Here is a 16,401-nt window from a genome sequence, read left to right on the forward strand (position 1 = left end):
CGGCCATTCTCACTCATGAGAGGTCCACGCAGACGTTGGTCAGCTCGGAGTAGAAGTCGAGCGAGTGCACGCCGCCCTCCCGGCCCACGCCGGACGCCTTCACCCCGCCGAACGGCGTGCGCAGGTCGCGCAGGAACCAGGTGTTGACCCAGACGATGCCGGCGTCCAGCCGGGACCCGGCCCGGTGCGCCCGGCCCACGTCCCGCGTCCAGACGGTCGCCGCCAGGCCGTACTCGGTGCCGTTGGCCAGCGCGTACGCCTCGTCCTCGTCGTCGAACGGCGCGACGTGCACCAGCGGACCGAAGACCTCCTCCTGGTTGGTGCGGGCGTCCGGCCCGAGGCCGGTGAGCACCGTCGGCTGCACGTACGCCCCGCCGTCGCGGGCGTCGCCGAAGCGCGGCGTGCCACCGCCGGCGCGGACCTCGGCGCCCTCGGTGCGGGCCAGCGCGTAGTGGCCGAGCACCTTGTCCCGGTGGCCGTGCGAGATCAGCGGCATGTTCACCGTCGCCTCGTCGGCCGGCCAGCCGTACGCCAGCTCGTCGGCGCGCTTCGCCAGCCGCGCGGTGAACTCCTCGAACACCGGCCGCTGCACGTAGATCCGTTCGGTGCAGAGGCAGACCTGGCCGCCGTTGGTGAAGCTGGAGCGGACCGAGCCGGCCACCGCCGCGTCCAGGTCGGCGTCGGCGAAGACCAGGCCGGCGTTCTTGCCGCCCAGCTCGAAGCTGACCGCCTTCACCCCGTCGGCCGCGGCCCGCATGATCGCGCTGCCGGTGGCCGACTCGCCGGTGAATGTGATCGCGTCCACGCCGGGGTGCCGGGTCAGGTGCTCGCCGGCCGAGCCGGGCCCGAAGCCGTGCACCAGGTTGAACACGCCGTCGGGCACGCCGGCCGCGGCCATCACCTCGGCCAGCAGCGTGGCCGAGGCCGGGGTCTCCTCGCTGGGCTTGACCACCACGGCGTTGCCGCAGGCGAGCGCCGGGGCGACCTTCCAGGTGAGCAGCAGCAGCGGCAGGTTCCACGGCACGATCACCGCGACCACGCCGACCGGCTTGCGGACCGCGTAGTTGAGCGCCCGGCCGCCGGTCGGGGTGACGGTGGTGAACGACTCGGTCGGCGCGGTCGCCACGATCTCGGCGAACGCGCGGAAGTTGGCCGCGCCGCGCGGAATGTCCAGCGTGCGAGCCTGCGAGATGGACTTGCCGGTGTCCGCCACCTCGGCCGCGACCAGGTCGTCGAAGCGCCGTTCCAGCTCGTCGGCGACCCGGCGCAGCACCTCGGCGCGTTCCCGCTCCCCCATCCGGCCCCACGGGCCGCGCAGCGCCGCCCGGCCGGCGGCCACCGCGTCGTCGACCACCGACGAGGATGCCTCGACGACCTCGAACACCGGCTCGCCGGTGACCGGGCTGCGCTTGGTGAACCGGGTCCCGGCGTCGACGAACGCGCCGCCGACGAAGTTGCGCAGCAGGCCGGGGCCGTCCGGCGCGTGCCCGGCCATCAGCCGGGGGTCCCAGAGCGTCATCGCCGCCGCCCCAGCGCCGCGCCGACACCGGCGGCCAGCAGCGCCGCCGCGCCGGCAGCGACCGCGCCGACCACCGCGTACTGCCGGCGCACCCGGCGGCGCACCTGCGCGTACGGGGTGGTGGAGAAGGAGACCAGCTCGTACTGGGAGACGTAGCGGCCGGGCAGCGCGCGCTCCAGCGCGTGCTCGACCTTCTTGCGGGTCCGGAACACCGGCGAGGCGACCTTGTCCCGCATCTCCACGAAGTTGGCCAACGCCATCCGGGCGATCGCCTCCGCGTCGTCCTGCCGGCGGTGCTGGAACAGCGGCAGCGCGGCGGCCCACTCGTCGTCGCACTCGTCGAGGCAGCGGTCCAGCTCGACGACGTCCTCGAAGGCGCAGTTCGCGCCCTGGCCGTAGAACGGCACGATGGCGTGCGCGGCGTCGCCGAGCAGGCCGACCCGGCCGGCCACCTGCCACGGCGTGCAGCGCACCGTGCCGAGGACCCCGACCGGGTTGTGCTGGTAGTCGTCGACCAGGTTCGGGGCGAGCGGGACCAGGTCCGGGTAGTGATCGGCGAAGAACCGCTCGATCGCGGCGGGACTGCTCAGCGACGCGAAGCTGCGGGTGCCGTGCGTGGGCCAGAACAGCGTGCAGGTGAAGGAGCGGTCCGGGTTCGGCAGCGCGATCATCATGGAGGTGCCGCGCGGCCAGATGTGCAGCGCACCCGGGTCGAGCGCGAACTCCCCGCCGATCGGCGGGATGGTCAGCTCCTTGTAGCCGTAGTCGAGGAAGTCCAGGCTCTCGGTCAGGCCCCCGTACGCGAGCAGTTGCCCGCGCACCGCGGATCCGGCGCCGTCGGCGCCGAGGACGACCGACGCGGTGGCGGTGACCTTGCCCTGCGGGGTCTCGAACGTCATCTCGCCGCCGACCGGGTCGAGGCCGACCAGCCGGTGGTCGAACGCGACCCGCACGCCCGGCAGCGCGGTCGCGGCGTCGAGCAGCGCGTTGTTCAGCGCGCCCCGGCTGATCGAGTTGATCGCCCGGTCCCCGGAGACGCTGTACGACTGGAACTGCGACTCGCCCTCGACCGGGTGGATCATCCGGCCGCGCATCGGCAGCGCGTCCGCCATCACCTGCTCGTCCAGGCCGATGCGGCGCAACGCGTCCAGCCCGCGCTCGGAGAGCGCCAGGTTGATCGAGCGGCCCCGCTCGACGGTGCCGGTCCGCGGGTCCGGCCGCCGCTCGTAGAGGGCCACCGGGTAGCCGCGCCGGGCCAGGAAGCAGGCCAGCAGGCAGCCGGCCAGTCCGGCGCCGACCACCGCGACCTCGTCGCGCTCCGTGCTCATGAGGCGGCCTCCACAGTCGCGGCGAGCGCGTCGGCGACGCGCCAGCAGTCGTGGTACGTCGAGTAGAGGGGCACCGGGGCGAACCGGACGATGTCCGGCTCCCGGGCGTCGGCGATCACGCCGTGCTCGTGTCGCAGCCGCTTGGTCAGCTCGTTCGCGCTGCCCGTACCGATGCGGACGGAGAGCTGGCACCCGCGGCGGGCCGGATCGCGCGGGGTGACCACGGTCAGCGGGCGACCCGGCGTCACCTCGTCGAGCAGTTCCTCCAGCCAGCCGGTGAGCCGCAGGCTGCGCTCACGCAGCGCGGGCATGCCGACGGAGTCGAACAGCTCCAGCGAGGTGCGCACCGGGCCCATCGCGAAGATCGGCGGGTTGGAGATCTGCCACGCCTCGACGGTGGCCGGCGGCCGGGACACCGGTGTCATCTCGAACCGGGTGGCCGCCTCGGTGCTCCACCAGCCCTCGAACCTCGGCAGCGAGGGGTCGCCGTGGTGTCGCTCGTGGACGAAGACGCCGCCCAGGGCGCCCGGGCCGGAGTTCAGGTACTTGTAGGAGCACCAGGCGGCGAAGTCGACGTCCCAGTCGTGCAGCGCCAGCGGCACGTTGCCGGCGGCGTGCGCCAGGTCCCAGCCGACGACCGCCCCGGCGGCCCGGCCGGCGGCGGTGATCGCCGGAATGTCCATCAGCTCGCCGGTCAGGTAGTTGACGCCGCCGAGCAGCAGCAACGCGACCGTGTGCCCCTCGCGGGCCAGGTAGTCCAGGACGTCCTGCGTGCCCAGCGTGTCGCTGCCGGGGCGGGGCTTGAGCCGCACCACCGTGGCGTCCGGGTCGAGGCCGTGGAAGCGGGCCTGGCTGCGCACCGCGTAGCTGTCCGACGGGAACGCGCTGTCCTCGATGACGATCGTCGTCCGCTCCCCCGCCGGGCGGTAGAAGCTGACCATCAGCAGGTGCAGGTTGACCGTGAGGGAGTTCATCACCACGGTCTCGGTGGGCAGCGCGCCGACCAGGCGCGCGGCCGGCGCGGTCAACAGCTCGTGGTACGGCAGCCAGGCCCGCTCCGCCTCCAGGTGCCCCTCCACGCCGAGCCGGCGCCAGGCGTCCAGGTCGGCGACGAGTTCGTCCCGGGTGGCCCGGGGTTGCAGGCCCAGCGAGTTGCCGGCCAGGTACGCCACGTCGGGATGGCGCCCGCCCTCGGCCGGCGGCACGTGGAACAGGTGGCGGTGGCCGGGATCGGCGGCGTCCCGCCGGTGGGCTTCGCTCTCGGGGGTGTGCATGCTGTTCTCTCCGGTCACATAGCGGTACGGGCCGACCACAGCTCCGGGAAGACGACCCGGGCCATGCTGCGCTGCAACCATGCCAGGCCGGCCGAACCGCCGCTGCCGACCTTGGCGCCCATGGTCCGCTGCACCGCCTTGACGTGGTTCCAGCGCCAGTCGCCGAACTGCTCGGCCACCTCGGTCAGCGCGTCGCCGAGCAGGCGCAGGTGGTTGTCCGGGCCGCTGTCGGCGTAGACGCGCACCCAGGCCGCCTCGACGCCCGGGTGCGGCTCGTGCTCGGCCGCGACGTCCCGGTCCAGCAGATCGTCCGGCAGGTCGAAGCCGCGGCGGGCGAGCAGCGCCACCACGTCGTCCCAGAGGCTCGGCGTGGCAAGCGCGGCGGTCAGCTCGGCGTGCACGTCGGTCTGCCGGCGGAACGGACGGATCAGCGCCGGGTCCCGCAGGCCGAGCAGGAACTCCAGCTGGCGGTACATCGCGGACTGGAAGCCGGAACCCTCACCGAGCCGGTCGCGGAACCGGTTGAAGTCGGCCGGCGTCATCCAGCGCAGCCCCTGCCAGGCCGCGTTCAGCCCCTCCAGGTGCAGCGCGGCGCGGCGCAGCGGGGGCAGCGCCTCCCAGATCCGGTTGGCCCGCACCTCGCGCTGGGCGTGCCGCAGCTCGTGGCAGGTCAGCTTGAAGTACAGCTCCATGATCTGGCTGACCATCAGGAAGGACATCTCGCCCGGATCGTCGCTGAGCGGCTGCTGGAGCCGGTGCAGCGTGCTCGCGTGCACGTACGCGTCGTAGGGCACACGGTCGGCGAACTCCAGCGTCGGCTCGCCACCGTTGCGTGCCGCTCGGGCCGCCCGCTGCTGCGAGGTGGCCGGGCGCACCGCCGTCGTCTGTTCCACCGTCTTCTCCGTCCGTACGCGGGGTAGACGCCATGATCTCGCCGGTCCGGGCGCGGATGGAATGCCTGTTCAACGGCGGTAAGGTGGTCTGACCTCACGACCTGAAAGCATCTCGGGTCGCCGACTTAACGTAAGGAAGGTCGCCGCGTGGACGACATGGACTGGGCGCTGCTGCGCGAGCTCCAGGCCGACGCCCGGCTCTCCTACAGCGAGTTGTCCCGCCGGGTGCACCTGTCCCCGCCGGCGGTCGCGGAGCGGGTCCGGCGGCTGGAGGAGTCCGGGGTGATCACCGGCTACCACGCCCACGTGGACCTCACCCGGGCCGGGCGGACCGTGCTGGCGCTGATCCGGATGTCCTGTTACGGCTCGCGTTGCATCCTCAACGACCCCCGGGTGGCGCAGTGGCCGGAGATCATGGAGATCCACCGGATCACCGGCGACGCGTGCAGCATGCTCAAGGTCGCGGCCGAGTCGATGGGCGAGTTCGAGGAGGTCATCGACCGGCTCGCCCCGTACGGCCAGCCGTCCAGCACGATGGTGCTCTCCACCCCGCTGGCCTGGCACCCGGTCGTGAAAGGCGGGGCCCCCTCTTAACGCTTCCGGTATAGGCGGGGCCCCCTGTTAACACCCCCGCCGTCCGGGAACGCAGCCCCCACTGCCCGTCAGCAGGATTCCGGTGCACCGACGCACCGGGAGGGGGGAACCATGCGAGGGCTCCTGTCACACCGTGCGCTGTCGTCCGTCCTGGGCCTGGTCGGCCTGGTCGCGGCGTTCGTCCTGACCACCGCCGTACCGGCCCGGGCCGGGGAGAGCGTGTTCATCGAGGTGACGCCGAACAGCGTCCAGGCCGGGTCCCGGGTGACCATCCGGGCCGGCTGCGACAACAGCAACAACCGCCAGGCCCAGGTCACCTCGGACGCCTTCGGCCGGGTGATGCTGCGGCCGGACAACGGCTTTTTGACCGGCTCGGTCACGGTGCCCGGCAACAAGGCGCCCGGCGACTACCCGGTGAACCTCGACTGCTCCAACGGCAACACCGCCTCCACCATGCTCACCGTGCTGAACATGAGCCAGCCGAGCAAGGGCCCGGCGACCGGCGGCGGGGGCACCGCCGGCGGCGGCCGGGGCGCCGGCTCGCTGCTGCTGGTCGGCGGCCTGGTGGCGGTGGCCGTGGTGGCCGGCGTGGGCGCCCGCCGCAAGTCCGGTAGCCGCGTCTGACCGGGGTGCGGCCATGGCCCGCTCACCGCGACGCCACACCCGCACCGGACCGCAGCCGCCCCGGAGTCGCCCCGGCGGCACGGGACGGCGCGGCGCCGCGCACCCGCCCCGCGCCGTCGCCACCGAGGTGGGTCGCGACGGCCGGGATCGCGCCCGACGGCGGCTCCGAGCCGCGCTACGGCTGACGTCCCGCGCCGCCCGCCGGTTCGCCCACGCCGCCGGGCACGCCTTCTCGGCCAGCGTCGCCACCGCCGACCCGCAGGCCCGCCCGGTCGCCGTCCGTCCCGGCCGGACCACCACCCGCCGGTACGCCCCGGGGCGCGGCCCCGGCGCCCCGGTGCTGGTGGTGGCGAGCCTGATGGCGCTGATCGTGGCCATGCTCGGGGTGGAGCGGGTGACCGGGGTCAGCGTGCTGCCCGACCGGATCGTGGCCGGCCTGCGCCCGCCGCCGAAGAAGTTCCCGGTGCTGCCCGCCAGCCCGCCGACCGACCTCACCATCGGCAAGCTCGACCTGCGCGCGCCGGTGCACCGGGTCGGCATCGCGCCCGACGGCAGCATCGCGGTGCCGGACGTGAGCCGCGCCGGCGAGGTCGGCTGGTACGACCAGGGCCCCACCCCCGGCCAGTACGGGCCCGCGGTGCTGGTCGGGCACGTCGACACCACCACCGGGCCGGCCGTCTTCCACGGGCTGAAGGAACTCGACGACGGCGACCGGATCGAGGTGACCCGGCAGGACCGCTCGGTGGCGGTCTTCGAGGTGACCTCGATCGAGCGGTACGGCAAGGAGAAGCTGCCGGTGGAGGACGTCTACGGCGACTTCAGCCGCCCCAACCTGCGGTTGATCACCTGCGGCGGGCGCTGGGTGGGCGGCGAGACCGGGTACGCCGACAACCTAGTGGTCTACGCGTCGCTGGTCCAGGCCCGCTGAGCGCCCTCAGGCCGCTTCGACCTCGGGCTCACGCAGGTCGAGCCAGTCCGCCCAGCGGGGGTCGGGAGCGCGGTGGCCCAGCACCCGCCAGGCGTTGCCCTTCGGCGCGGCCGGCAGGTGGTGCAGCCGCCAGCCCAGCTCGGCCGGGGTCTTGTCGCCCTTGGTGTGGTTGCACCGGGCACAGGCGGCGACCACGTTCTCCCACGCGTGCCGGCCACCCCGGCTGCGTGGGAAGACGTGGTCGATGGTCTCCGCCGGCCCGCGACAGTAGGCGCACCGCCACCCGTCGCGCGCGAAGATCGCCCGGCGGGACAGCCCCACGTGGGTGCGGTAGGGCACCCGGACGTAGCGGGTCAGCCGCACCACCGAGGGCACCGGGAGCGCGTTGCGGGCGCTGTGCAGGATGCCCTCGCCGTCGGCCACGCAGACGGCCTTGGCGGAGAGCACGAGGATCGCGGCACGACGCACCGACACGACGCACAGGGGCTCGTAGGTGGCGTTGAGAACGAGTGCACCGGAGCCCGCCGTGGGTCGTATGTCAGGCATCGCGCTCACCCTCCCGGTCCAGCCGCTCCCGCCGCCTGCACTCCGGGACCGCCCGCGACAGCGCGCGACGGCCCCGAGCGCCGGCCGGGACCACCGACGTCCGTTGCGCCAATAGTCCCTGATCGCGCCCCGGATTGCACGCACGAATCTTCAAAGCCGCCCACCGGATCACCCGCATCGGGTCGGTCCGGCGCCGCACGCTACGCCGGGCCGGCGCTACGCAGGGTGTCGAGCCTGACCCACTGGCCGGCGTGAGCGCCGGAGGCCAGGCGGTAGTGCTGGACACCGTCGAGGGCGGCGCGTAGATCCACCGTCACGGTGTCACCGACGGCGAGGTCCGCGGCCACCGACGTCACCCTTCCGGCCTCGTCGACGGAGTACGCCCTGCCGGGCGCGGCGACGACCACCGCCGGCCGCGGGATGCGGTAGCCGATCGGCGCAGCCCTCCCCCTCTGGTACGACCGGCCGGGGATCTCCCGGACCAGGTAACCGCTCAGCGCGCCCTCGGTGAGGTCGTACCAGATGCCGGTCTGCCGGAGCACCTTGTGCCGTTCCGCGGAGGCCGCCTCCGCGGGCCGGGTCAGGGTGACCCGCTTCCGGTCGAGGACCGTGCCGGACGCGTCGAACCTGTACCCCTCGTGGTCCCCGGCGGCGAGCACGACCGTTCCGGACACCCCTCGGGTGGGGTGGTCGGAGTAGAACAGGTCCATGATCCCGGCGAAGGCCGGGTCGCCGGTGATCGCGTGCAGCACAGCGTGCTGGATGATGTGGGTCGAGTGGTACATGCCCGCGTCCTTGCGGTGGGTGAGGCAGTACCTGCTCCGCCACTGGCGGGTACGGACGAGATGGTGGACGTCCCGGGCGGTCGTGATCGCACCCTGGAGTATCTGCTTGGCCTTGGCGTCGCGGCTCATGGTCCAGTAGTCCCAGAGGCCGAAGGCCGAGAAGATGTGCCCGTTGTAGGTCCGGTCGCCGCGCACCCGCTTCGGGTGGGCGTACTCCTCCAGCCAGAGCAACTCGTCCTTGACGTACATCCCCCACGGCTCGCCGGCCACCGGCGGGACCCGGTAGGACGCGAACGTCGCGTCCGCCGCCTCACGCCAGGGGGTGCGCTCGCCCACCACCTGCGCCAGCCGAACGAAGAGGCTCAGCGCCTGCCCCTGGGCCATCATCGAGTACCACGGCGTCTCGTAGACGTCGGTCTCCCGGTGCATGGCGTGCCGGAATCGGTACGGGTAGAACCAGCCGCCCTGGTGGACGACCCGCCGGTCGATCAGGCGCTGCGCCTGCGTCATCGCCCGATCGAGGAACACCTGCTCGCCGGTGACCCGGTAGGTCTCCAGCAGGTTGATGCCGTACTGGGCCTGGCCGACCGGATGGTCGTAGAGCTTCCCGCCGAGCATCGACATGCGTGCGCCGTGCTCGTCGTGCGTGCCCGAGTCGACGATCGGCAGCCGGACGCCGCTGTAGTACGGCCGCTGGCCCTGCGGCAGATCGCGGATCTCGAACGGGTCGTACCGGAACCTCAGCGGCGAGTCGCCGGACAGCGTTGCCGCCGCCCCCGCGGCCGCCAGCGACGCCGCACCGGCCGCCGCGGCCGCCACCGTCAGCACCCGCCGGCGGGACCAGGACCGGTTCGTGCCTAAGTGTTCCTCCGTCATGTCGCTCTTCTCCCCTTTGCTCGCCCAACCTCGACGTGGACGGCCAGTCACGAGGCCCCCGTGTGGGCCAGGGCGCGTTCTCCCGCCCCCCGGGTACAACGGAGCAGGGAGGCAAGGGGGTTGCCCACGCACCGGCGCACGGTGGGTCCGCGCCGGACGGGGTCAGCGGGTGCGGTACGAAAGCACTGTGAATCTCTCCGACCTGATCACCGCTGTGCTGGCCGCCGTCGCCGACCGGCGACCGGACTGCCAGGGCAGCAGTTCCTGCGAGTGGGTGTACCGGGTGTCCGGCTCCGCCTGGTTCGCCGAGAGCAGCTACTGGATCCTGTTCAAGCCGCTGCGGATCGCGCTGATCCTGCTGCTCGCGGTGGCCGCGCGCTGGGCGTTGCACCGCACCATCAACCGGCTGGTGCGCACCACCACCCACGGCGCGGTGCCGACCATGCTCCGCCCGCTGCGGGAGCGGATCCCCAGCGCCGCCCTCGACCCGGAGCAGTTCGTGCCGGAGCGGCGCCGGCAGCGGGCCGAGGCGATCGGGTCGGTGCTGCGCAGCATGGTCACCGCGTTCGTCTTCGGCATCGCGCTGCTGATGGTGCTCAAGGAGTTCAGCTTCGACCTGGCCCCGCTGCTGGCGAGCGCGGGCATCGTCGGCGTGGCCCTCGGCTTCGGCGCGCAGAGCCTGGTCAAGGACCTGATCGCCGGCCTGTTCATGCTGATCGAGGACCAGTACGGCGTGGGCGACACGGTCGACCTCGGCGAGGCGACCGGCGTGGTGGAGGCGGTGGGCCTGCGGGTGACCACGGTCCGCGACGGCCGGGGTGTGCTCTGGTACATCCGCAACGGTGAGATCGTCCGGGTCGGCAACAAGAGCCAGGGCTGGGCGCTGGTCGTGGTGGACCTGCCGATCGGCTTCGCCGGCACCGAGGAGGCCACCGCGGTGCTGCGTACCGCGGCGGCGTCGGTGGCGCTGGACCCGGAGCTGGCGCCGGAGATCGTGGAGCAGCCGGAGGTGCTCGGCGTCGAGCAGATGACGGTCGACGGCGCGGTGATCCGTACCGTGGTCAAGACCACCGCCGAGGGACAGTTCGCGGTCGGTCGGGAGTTGCGTCGGCGCCTCGCGGAGGCGCTGGAGAACTCGGGGATCACGGCCCGGATCGCGGCGGCCCGGCTCTTCCCCGGCCTGCCCCCGCAGCCCTCGCCGCCGCCGCGGCCGGAGGGGACGGGCACCGGCGGCGCCACCTGACGTACCCGTACCGGACGGACGATTTCCGGGGGTCGCGCGTCGCGCGGCCCCTCGGGTATCGTCCGTTCGTTCAGTCGGAGATGCGACGATCAATCCGTTCGCCCTAGCCAGTTGTCAGACGATCGGGCAGAATCCGGTGAACGCACTCCACCGGGGAGTGTGCTCCTGTCCTCGCTGATCGGTTGATCTGACGACGGTTCCCGGCCGGGCCATCACAAGTGGTCGACCAGGAACGATGGAGGCGACGGTGTCCGACGAGCGACCCGACCAGGAGGGTCCGGCCACCTTCCGCGACGTGTTCGGTCAGTCCGAGTTCCGCGCGCTCTTCGCCGCCAACGTCCTCTCCTGGATCGGTGACTACCTCGCCAAGGCCGCGCTCACGGTGCTGGTCCTCCAGGAGACCCGCTCGGTCGCCCTCTCCGCCGCCGCCTTCGCGGCCAGCTACCTGCCCTGGCTGATCGGCGGCCCGCTGCTGTCGGCGCTGGCCGAGCGGCACCGCTACCGCCGCGTGATGGTCCTCTGCGACCTCATCCGGATGGCGCTGATGGTGCTGGTCGCGATGCCGTTCATGCCGGCCTGGGCGATCCTCGTCCTGATCTTCGTGGCGACGCTGGCCAACCCGCCGAGCCAGGCCGCGCGTTCGGCGTTGTTGCCGCACATCCTCGAAGGCGACCGGCTGGTGGTGGGCCTCACCGCCTCCACCAGCGCCGTCCAGACCGCCCAGGTCGTCGGCTACCTCGCCGGCGCCACCATCGCGGCGCTCAACCCGAGCACCGCGCTGCTGATCAACGCGGGCACGTTCGCCCTGTCGGCCCTCCTGGTCCGGTTCGGCCTGCGGGACCGGGCGCCGGCACTGGCCACGGGGCCCCGCAACCACCTGCTGCGGGAGACCGCCGAGGGCTTCCGGATCGTCTTCGAGCGACCGGTGCTGCGCGCCATCGCGGTGCTGGTGTTCAGCGCGATGGTCTTCTCGATCGTCCCCGAGGGCCTCGCCGCCGGCTGGGCCGCCGAGCGCACCGGCGGCGGCATGGACGCCGGCACCGCGCAGGCGCTGATCATGGCGGCCAACCCGGTCGGCTACGTCATCGGCGGGATCCTCATCGCGCGGCTGGTCGGTCCGACCCGCCGGTTGACCCTGCTGCCGCCACTGGCGGTGCTCGCGCCGGCCGCGCTCGTGCCCGCGCTGCTCGACCCGCCGCCGGCCGTGGTGGCCCTGCTCGCCGCCGCGTGCGGCTTCGCGGTCGCCGGGATCGTCCCGGTCGCCAACAGCCTCTTCGTGCAGGCCCTCCCGGACGGCTACCGGGCGCGGGCGTTCGGGGTGATGGCCAGCGGCACGCAGGTCATCCAGGGCGGCGCGGTGCTGGCCACCGGCGCGCTGGCCGAGCACTTCTCCATCCCGGCGGTGGTCGGGGTCTGGAGCGCGGCGGGGGTGCTCCTGATGCTCGTCGCGGCGGCCACCTGGCCCCGCCCGGCGACGATCCAGGCGGCCGTCGAGACCGCCCAGGCCGAGTCCAGCGCCGCGCGGGCGCACACCCCGGCCCGGGGGCCGGGAGGGGGCGAGCGGGGGCGGGAGCACGGCCGACGCCGGCACGCGGTGACGTGACCGGCGCCGCCCGGCGGGCGGAGGCGGCGGCCGGGGCGCACCTGGCAGGATGGAAGCGTGACTTCCCCAGGCGAGTCGATGACGCTCTTCGAGGCGATCGGCGGTGAACCGGCCTTCCGCAAGCTGGTGGACGTGTTCTACGCCGGCGTCGCCGACGACCCGCTGCTGCGGCCGATGTATCCGGAGGAGGACCTGGGCCCGGCGGCGGACCGGCTGACCCTCTTCCTGGTCCAGTACTGGGGCGGCCCGCACACCTACTCCGAGCAGCGCGGCCACCCGCGACTGCGGATGCGGCACGCCCCGTTCCGCATCGGCGCGGCCGAGCGGGACGCCTGGCTTCGTCACATGCGCCGGGCGGTGGACGAGCTGGACCTGCCGCCGCAGCTCGCCGCCGCGCTCTGGGACTACCTGGAGCGGGCCGCCTATTTCATGGTGAACGTGGTGGAGGACCCGGCCGCCGGCTGACCGACGGCCCGGTGGAAAGTCAGAGCAGGGCGCCCTCGTCGTGCAGCCAGTCGACGAACGTGGTGGCCACCGCGGCGCCGCAGTCGAGCATCTCGACCAGCAGCGCGTCGTGGGTGCCGGCGCCGAGCGGCACCTGCAGCTCGGCGTAGATCGGGAGCTGCCCCCGCTCGGTCGGGTCGCCGATGTAGGCCTTGCAGAACCGTCGGGTGTGGTTCCACTCGTTGACCACCCGGTAGGCCCGGTCGGCCCAGTCCGGCGGCACCGTCGCGTGTGGACGGGCCCGCATCACCAGGATCTCGTCCTCCGGGCCCTCCAGCGCGACCAGCACGGCGTGCCGCTCCCACATGGCGAGCAGGTTGCCGTCGCCGTCGGCCAGGTAACGCACGTCGAGCAGGTCGAGCGCGTCGCAGACCCGGCGGAGGGTGACCGGGGCGACCGTGGCCGGCATGTCGGCGATGACCGGACGCTCGGGCGCCGCCGCGTCGTCTCCCGGCTGGCGCGGGGCCGGTGGCCCGACCCGGACGGTGTCGTCCACTGTGGTCCCGCTTCGAGTCTCCGGATCGCCGCCACCGGCGGGACCGGGGCGCCATGACCACCACGGCATCGCTCGCGCACCTCACTCCCCAGCGGATCCAGCCGCCTACGGTGCGTTGGATCCGAGGATGGACGGTACCCGGACAGCCGGCAGGAGGCATCCCCCCAACGACCGCCCCAGCCCGGAAGAACGATGCGGGGTCAGCCGTTCGGATGAGCCCGGGTAGGCGTCAGTGCAAGATCCGCGACGGTACGCGACCACGCCGCCCCGTACGGACCGACGAGTCCGACCCAACGGCCGGCCACCCGCACCTGAACGTCACCCGCGCCGACGAAGCCCATCCGGACCACGCCCTGCACCAACCGCTGGGACACCTCCACCGGCGCCTGCGGCGCCTCGTCCGGGGTCACCACCACCGCGACGTGGTCCAGCAGCGCGTCGCGCAGCACGCGCTGACCGACCGCCCGCCCGGCCACCCCGTGCGCCGCCGCCTCGCGCAGCGTCCCGGCCGCCGCCTCGGCGATCCGGCGCACCTCCCCGCCGGGCAGCACCTCCACCGGCCGGCTGGCCGGCGGCGGCAACGGCCAGCGCCAGGCGTCGTCCCGCCGCCGCGGCAGCCCGTTCCCGCCGGCCGAGAGTTCGGCCAGGAGTTCCCCGGCGGCGACCGTGACGTCACCGGGGGCCGTGCCGGGCACGCTGCGCACCACGAGCACGCCCCAGGGCAGGTGGGCCCAGAGCGCCGTACGGCCGGCGCCGGGCACCGGCCGGAGCCGGACCGGGGAGGCCGGGTCGAGCCGGACCAGCCGGGCCAGGAACGCGCCGGCGTCGGCCACCGCGGTCAGCCCGTGCCCGGCCGTCGGCCCGGTCACCCGGCCAGCCCGGGGGCGTAGCGGAGCAGGAACGCCCGCTCCTCGGGCGCGATCCGGCGCGGCCGCTGCGCGGACAGGTCGAACGGCACCAGCACCGACCGGGCGGTGCCGGCCAGCGCGTCGCCGTCGTAGAGCTCGTAGGCGACCGAGAAGGACGCGGCGCGGATCTCGTCGACCCAGAGTTCGATCCGCACGGTGGGCGCCGCCTCCGCGGTGGCCCGGCCGAGCGCGTAGTCGACCGGGCGCAGGTAGTCGACCTCGTGCCGGCGGATGACCACACCGTCGGCGAACGAGCCCACCCCCCACGCCCGGCCGCCGGCGAACATCATCGCCACCCGGGCCTCCTCGTAGAGCGTGAGGAAGCGGGCGTTGTTGACGTGGCCGTACGCGTCCAGGTCGGACCAGCGCAGCGCGCAGTGGTAGACGAACCGGTCAGTCACGGGTGAGCTTGCGGTAGGTCACCCGGTGCGGCCGGGCCGCCTCGGCGCCGAGCCGGTCGATCTTGTTCTTCTCGTACGCCTCGAAGTTGCCCTCGAACCAGAACCACTTGGCCGGGTTCTGGTCGTCGCCCTCCCAGGCCAGGATGTGCGTGGCGACCCGGTCCAGGAACATCCGGTCGTGGGAGATGACCACCGCGCAGCCGGGGAACTCCAGCAGCGCGTTCTCCAGGCTGGAGAGCGTCTCCACGTCCAGGTCGTTGGTCGGCTCGTCGAGCAGGATGACGTTGCCGCCGATCTTGAGCGTCAGCGCCAGGTTGAGCCGGTTGCGCTCGCCGCCGGAGAGCACCTTGGTCGGCTTCTGCTGGTCCGGCCCCTTGAAGCCGAACGCGGCGATGTACGCCCGCGAGGGCATCTCGACCTTGCCCACCATGAGGTGGTCCAGCCCGTCGGAGACGACCTCCCACACGCTCTTGTCGCCGGCCAGGCCCTGCCGGTTCTGGTCGACGTACGACAGCGAGACCGTCTCGCCGACCCGGACCGAACCGCCGGTCGGCTCCTCCAGCCCGACGATGGTCTTGAACAGCGTGGTCTTGCCGACGCCGTTCGGGCCGATGATGCCGACGATGCCGTTGCGCGGCAGCGAGAACGACAGGTTGTCGATCAGGACCCGCTCGCCGAACGCCTTGGTCAGGTTGTTCGCCTCGATGACCGTGTTGCCCAGACGCGGGCCCGGCGGGATCTGGATCTCCTCGAAGTCCAGCTTCCGGGTCTTCTCCGCCTCGGCGGCCATCTCGTCGTAGCGGTCGAGACGGGCCTTGGACTTGGTCTGCCGCGCCTTGGCGTTCGAGCGGACCCACTCCAGTTCCTCGGAGAGGCGCTTCTTCATCTTGGCGTCGCGGCGGCCCTCGACGGAGAGCCGGGCGGCCTTCTTCTCCAGGTAGGTGGAGTAGTTGCCCTCGTAGGGGTAGGCCCGGCCGCGGTCCAGCTCCAGGATCCAGTTGGCCACGTTGTCCAGGAAGTACCGGTCGTGGGTGATGGCCAGGACGGTGCCGGCGTACTTGGCCAGGTGCTGCTCCAGCCACTGCACGCTCTCCGCGTCCAGGTGGTTGGTGGGCTCGTCGAGCAGCAGCAGGTCGGGCGCCTCCAGCAGCAGCTTGCACAGCGCCACCCGGCGACGCTCACCACCGGACAGCGTGGTGACGTCCGCATCCGGCGGCGGGCAGCGCAGCGCGTCCATGGCCAGTTCGAGCTTGGAGTCGATGTCCCACGCGTCGGCGGTGTCCAGCTCCTCCTGGAGCTTGCCCATCTCCTCCATCAGCTCGTCGGAGTAGTCGGTCGCCATCTGCTCGGCGATCTTGTTGAACCGCTCCAGCTTGGCCTTGGTCTCGGCGACCGCCTCCTCGACGTTGCCGAGGACCGTCTTGGCGTCGTTGAGCGGCGGCTCCTGCGCCAGCATGCCGACGGAGTAGCCGGGCATCAGTCGGGCCTCGCCGTTGCTCGGCCGGTCGAGCCCTGCCATGATCTTGAGGAGGCTGGACTTGCCGGCGCCGTTCGGACCGACCACACCGATCTTGACACCCGGCAGGAAGTTCAGCGTCACGTTGTCGAGCACGACCTTGTCGCCGTGCGCCTTGCGCGCCTTGTCCAGGACGTAGATGAACTGGGCCACGGTGCGGGCTACCTCCGTCGGTTGCGATCGCGGGCTTGCGGGGCGCGAGGCGCGGGCGTCGATCTCCGCCCGCCGCCGCCGGCCGGGGGCCGGCCGCGCGCACGCCGTCGTCAATCCTGACAGGTACGGGCGGCCCCGCCCACATCACCCCACCCCAGCGGTACGAGGCCGGGGATGTCGACAAGATCACGCGGAGGGTTCGGCGGTTCT

16 protein-coding genes are annotated in these 16,401 nt (G+C 73.0%); 6 read left to right on the forward strand and 10 right to left on the reverse strand.

Translation table 11 applies throughout. The annotated features are described in order from the left end of the window. Positions 1-13 precede the first annotated feature (13 nt). Genes ACN27B_RS03180 through ACN27B_RS03195 form a run of 4 tightly spaced genes read right to left on the reverse strand, consistent with a single transcriptional unit; the run spans position 14 to position 5,014 of the window. Positions 14-1,495 (reverse strand): 2-hydroxymuconic semialdehyde dehydrogenase, encoded by a 1,482-nt coding sequence (locus ACN27B_RS03180; RefSeq protein WP_091577061.1) that lies wholly within the window; start codon positions 1,493-1,495, stop codon positions 14-16. Between the two features lie 20 nt (positions 1,496-1,515). Then, entirely contained in the window at positions 1,516-2,847 is a 1,332-nt protein-coding gene (locus tag ACN27B_RS03185) for an FAD-dependent oxidoreductase (protein ID WP_355525675.1), read from the reverse strand. After that, positions 2,844-4,121, reverse strand: coding sequence for a kynureninase (gene kynU, locus ACN27B_RS03190; RefSeq protein ID WP_099164943.1), 1,278 nt, complete (start codon positions 4,119-4,121; stop codon positions 2,844-2,846). Before kynU ends, ACN27B_RS03185 begins: the two co-directional genes overlap by 4 nt. 14 nt (positions 4,122-4,135) lie before the next feature. Then, positions 4,136-5,014, reverse strand: coding sequence for a tryptophan 2,3-dioxygenase (locus tag ACN27B_RS03195; protein WP_099163966.1), 879 nt, complete (start codon positions 5,012-5,014; stop codon positions 4,136-4,138). A 147-nt stretch (positions 5,015-5,161) separates the two neighbouring features. Between ACN27B_RS03195 and ACN27B_RS03200 the strand changes: the two genes are divergently transcribed. The 3 genes from ACN27B_RS03200 (at position 5,162) to ACN27B_RS03210 (ending at position 7,160) form a co-directional block, all read left to right on the forward strand. Beyond that, complete coding sequence (locus tag ACN27B_RS03200) at positions 5,162-5,608, forward strand: Lrp/AsnC family transcriptional regulator (protein WP_099163965.1); 447 nt, start codon at positions 5,162-5,164, stop codon at positions 5,606-5,608. A 111-nt stretch (positions 5,609-5,719) separates the two neighbouring features. After that, the gene (locus ACN27B_RS03205) at positions 5,720-6,232 is read left to right on the forward strand and encodes a hypothetical protein (RefSeq protein ID WP_099163964.1); all 513 of its coding nucleotides are present in this window, start codon (positions 5,720-5,722) and stop codon (positions 6,230-6,232) included. A 13-nt stretch (positions 6,233-6,245) separates the two neighbouring features. Next, entirely contained in the window at positions 6,246-7,160 is a 915-nt protein-coding gene (locus ACN27B_RS03210; protein WP_422743432.1) for a class F sortase, read from the forward strand. Between the two features lie 6 nt (positions 7,161-7,166). On the opposite strand, the gene ACN27B_RS03215 is transcribed toward ACN27B_RS03210, so the two are convergent. Continuing rightward, positions 7,167-7,706 (reverse strand): HNH endonuclease, encoded by a 540-nt coding sequence (locus ACN27B_RS03215; RefSeq protein ID WP_091571705.1) that lies wholly within the window; start codon positions 7,704-7,706, stop codon positions 7,167-7,169. Between the two features lie 200 nt (positions 7,707-7,906). Then, complete coding sequence (locus ACN27B_RS03220) at positions 7,907-9,367, reverse strand: D-glucuronyl C5-epimerase family protein (RefSeq protein ID WP_099163962.1); 1,461 nt, start codon at positions 9,365-9,367, stop codon at positions 7,907-7,909. Positions 9,368-9,554: 187 nt separating this feature from the next. Between ACN27B_RS03220 and ACN27B_RS03225 the strand changes: the two genes are divergently transcribed. From ACN27B_RS03225 to ACN27B_RS03235, 3 genes are all read left to right on the forward strand, one after another. Further along, positions 9,555-10,610: a mechanosensitive ion channel family protein gene (locus ACN27B_RS03225; RefSeq protein WP_371682245.1), complete on the forward strand. Its 1,056-nt coding sequence runs from the start codon at positions 9,555-9,557 to the stop codon at positions 10,608-10,610. 235 nt (positions 10,611-10,845) lie between these two features. Continuing rightward, entirely contained in the window at positions 10,846-12,213 is a 1,368-nt protein-coding gene (locus tag ACN27B_RS03230) for an MFS transporter (RefSeq protein WP_172967937.1), read from the forward strand. Between the two features lie 78 nt (positions 12,214-12,291). Beyond that, on the forward strand, positions 12,292-12,678 hold the full coding sequence (locus tag ACN27B_RS03235) for a globin (RefSeq protein ID WP_099163960.1): 387 nt from the start codon (positions 12,292-12,294) through the stop codon (positions 12,676-12,678). Positions 12,679-12,697: 19 nt separating this feature from the next. On the opposite strand, the gene ACN27B_RS03240 is transcribed toward ACN27B_RS03235, so the two are convergent. The 4 genes from ACN27B_RS03240 to ettA all read right to left on the reverse strand — a co-directional run bounded on the left by ACN27B_RS03240 (position 12,698) and on the right by ettA (position 16,191). Next, positions 12,698-13,282 carry a YbjN domain-containing protein gene (locus tag ACN27B_RS03240; protein ID WP_099163959.1) on the reverse strand — a complete coding sequence of 195 codons (585 nt, stop codon included), beginning with the start codon at positions 13,280-13,282 and terminating at the stop codon, positions 12,698-12,700. 131 nt (positions 13,283-13,413) lie between these two features. Further along, positions 13,414-14,082: a hypothetical protein gene (locus ACN27B_RS03245; protein WP_422743436.1), complete on the reverse strand. Its 669-nt coding sequence runs from the start codon at positions 14,080-14,082 to the stop codon at positions 13,414-13,416. After that, positions 14,079-14,522, reverse strand: coding sequence for an acyl-CoA thioesterase (locus ACN27B_RS03250; protein ID WP_099163957.1), 444 nt, complete (start codon positions 14,520-14,522; stop codon positions 14,079-14,081). The genes ACN27B_RS03245 and ACN27B_RS03250 overlap by 4 nt, the downstream gene beginning before the upstream one ends. Next, on the reverse strand, positions 14,515-16,191 hold the full coding sequence (gene ettA, locus ACN27B_RS03255; RefSeq protein ID WP_091571685.1) for an energy-dependent translational throttle protein EttA: 1,677 nt from the start codon (positions 16,189-16,191) through the stop codon (positions 14,515-14,517). Before ettA ends, ACN27B_RS03250 begins: the two co-directional genes overlap by 8 nt. Positions 16,192-16,401: the final 210 nt, after the last annotated feature.

Origin of the sequence: Micromonospora sp. WMMD754 (assembly GCF_049315235.1) — a bacterium.
Classification (GTDB): Bacteria; Actinomycetota; Actinomycetes; order Mycobacteriales; family Micromonosporaceae; genus Micromonospora; species Micromonospora sediminicola.

What these genes read in the sequence shown, in the direction of transcription:
- ACN27B_RS03180 (WP_091577061.1), bottom strand. Translation starts at nt 1,495, where the DNA reads ATGGCCGGGCACGCGCCGGACGGCCCCGGCCTGCTGCGCAACTTCGTC.
- ACN27B_RS03185 (WP_355525675.1), bottom strand. Translation starts at nt 2,847, where the DNA reads ATGAGCACGGAGCGCGACGAGGTCGCGGTGGTCGGCGCCGGACTGGCC.
- kynU (WP_099164943.1), bottom strand. Translation starts at nt 4,121, where the DNA reads ATGCACACCCCCGAGAGCGAAGCCCACCGGCGGGACGCCGCCGATCCC.
- ACN27B_RS03205 (WP_099163964.1), top strand. Translation starts at nt 5,720, where the DNA reads ATGCGAGGGCTCCTGTCACACCGTGCGCTGTCGTCCGTCCTGGGCCTG.
- ACN27B_RS03210 (WP_422743432.1), top strand. Translation starts at nt 6,246, where the DNA reads ATGGCCCGCTCACCGCGACGCCACACCCGCACCGGACCGCAGCCGCCC.
- ACN27B_RS03215 (WP_091571705.1), bottom strand. Translation starts at nt 7,706, where the DNA reads ATGCCTGACATACGACCCACGGCGGGCTCCGGTGCACTCGTTCTCAAC.
- ACN27B_RS03220 (WP_099163962.1), bottom strand. Translation starts at nt 9,367, where the DNA reads ATGACGGAGGAACACTTAGGCACGAACCGGTCCTGGTCCCGCCGGCGG.
- ACN27B_RS03230 (WP_172967937.1), top strand. Translation starts at nt 10,846, where the DNA reads ATGGAGGCGACGGTGTCCGACGAGCGACCCGACCAGGAGGGTCCGGCC.
- ACN27B_RS03235 (WP_099163960.1), top strand. Translation starts at nt 12,292, where the DNA reads ATGACGCTCTTCGAGGCGATCGGCGGTGAACCGGCCTTCCGCAAGCTG.
- ACN27B_RS03240 (WP_099163959.1), bottom strand. Translation starts at nt 13,282, where the DNA reads ATGCCGTGGTGGTCATGGCGCCCCGGTCCCGCCGGTGGCGGCGATCCG.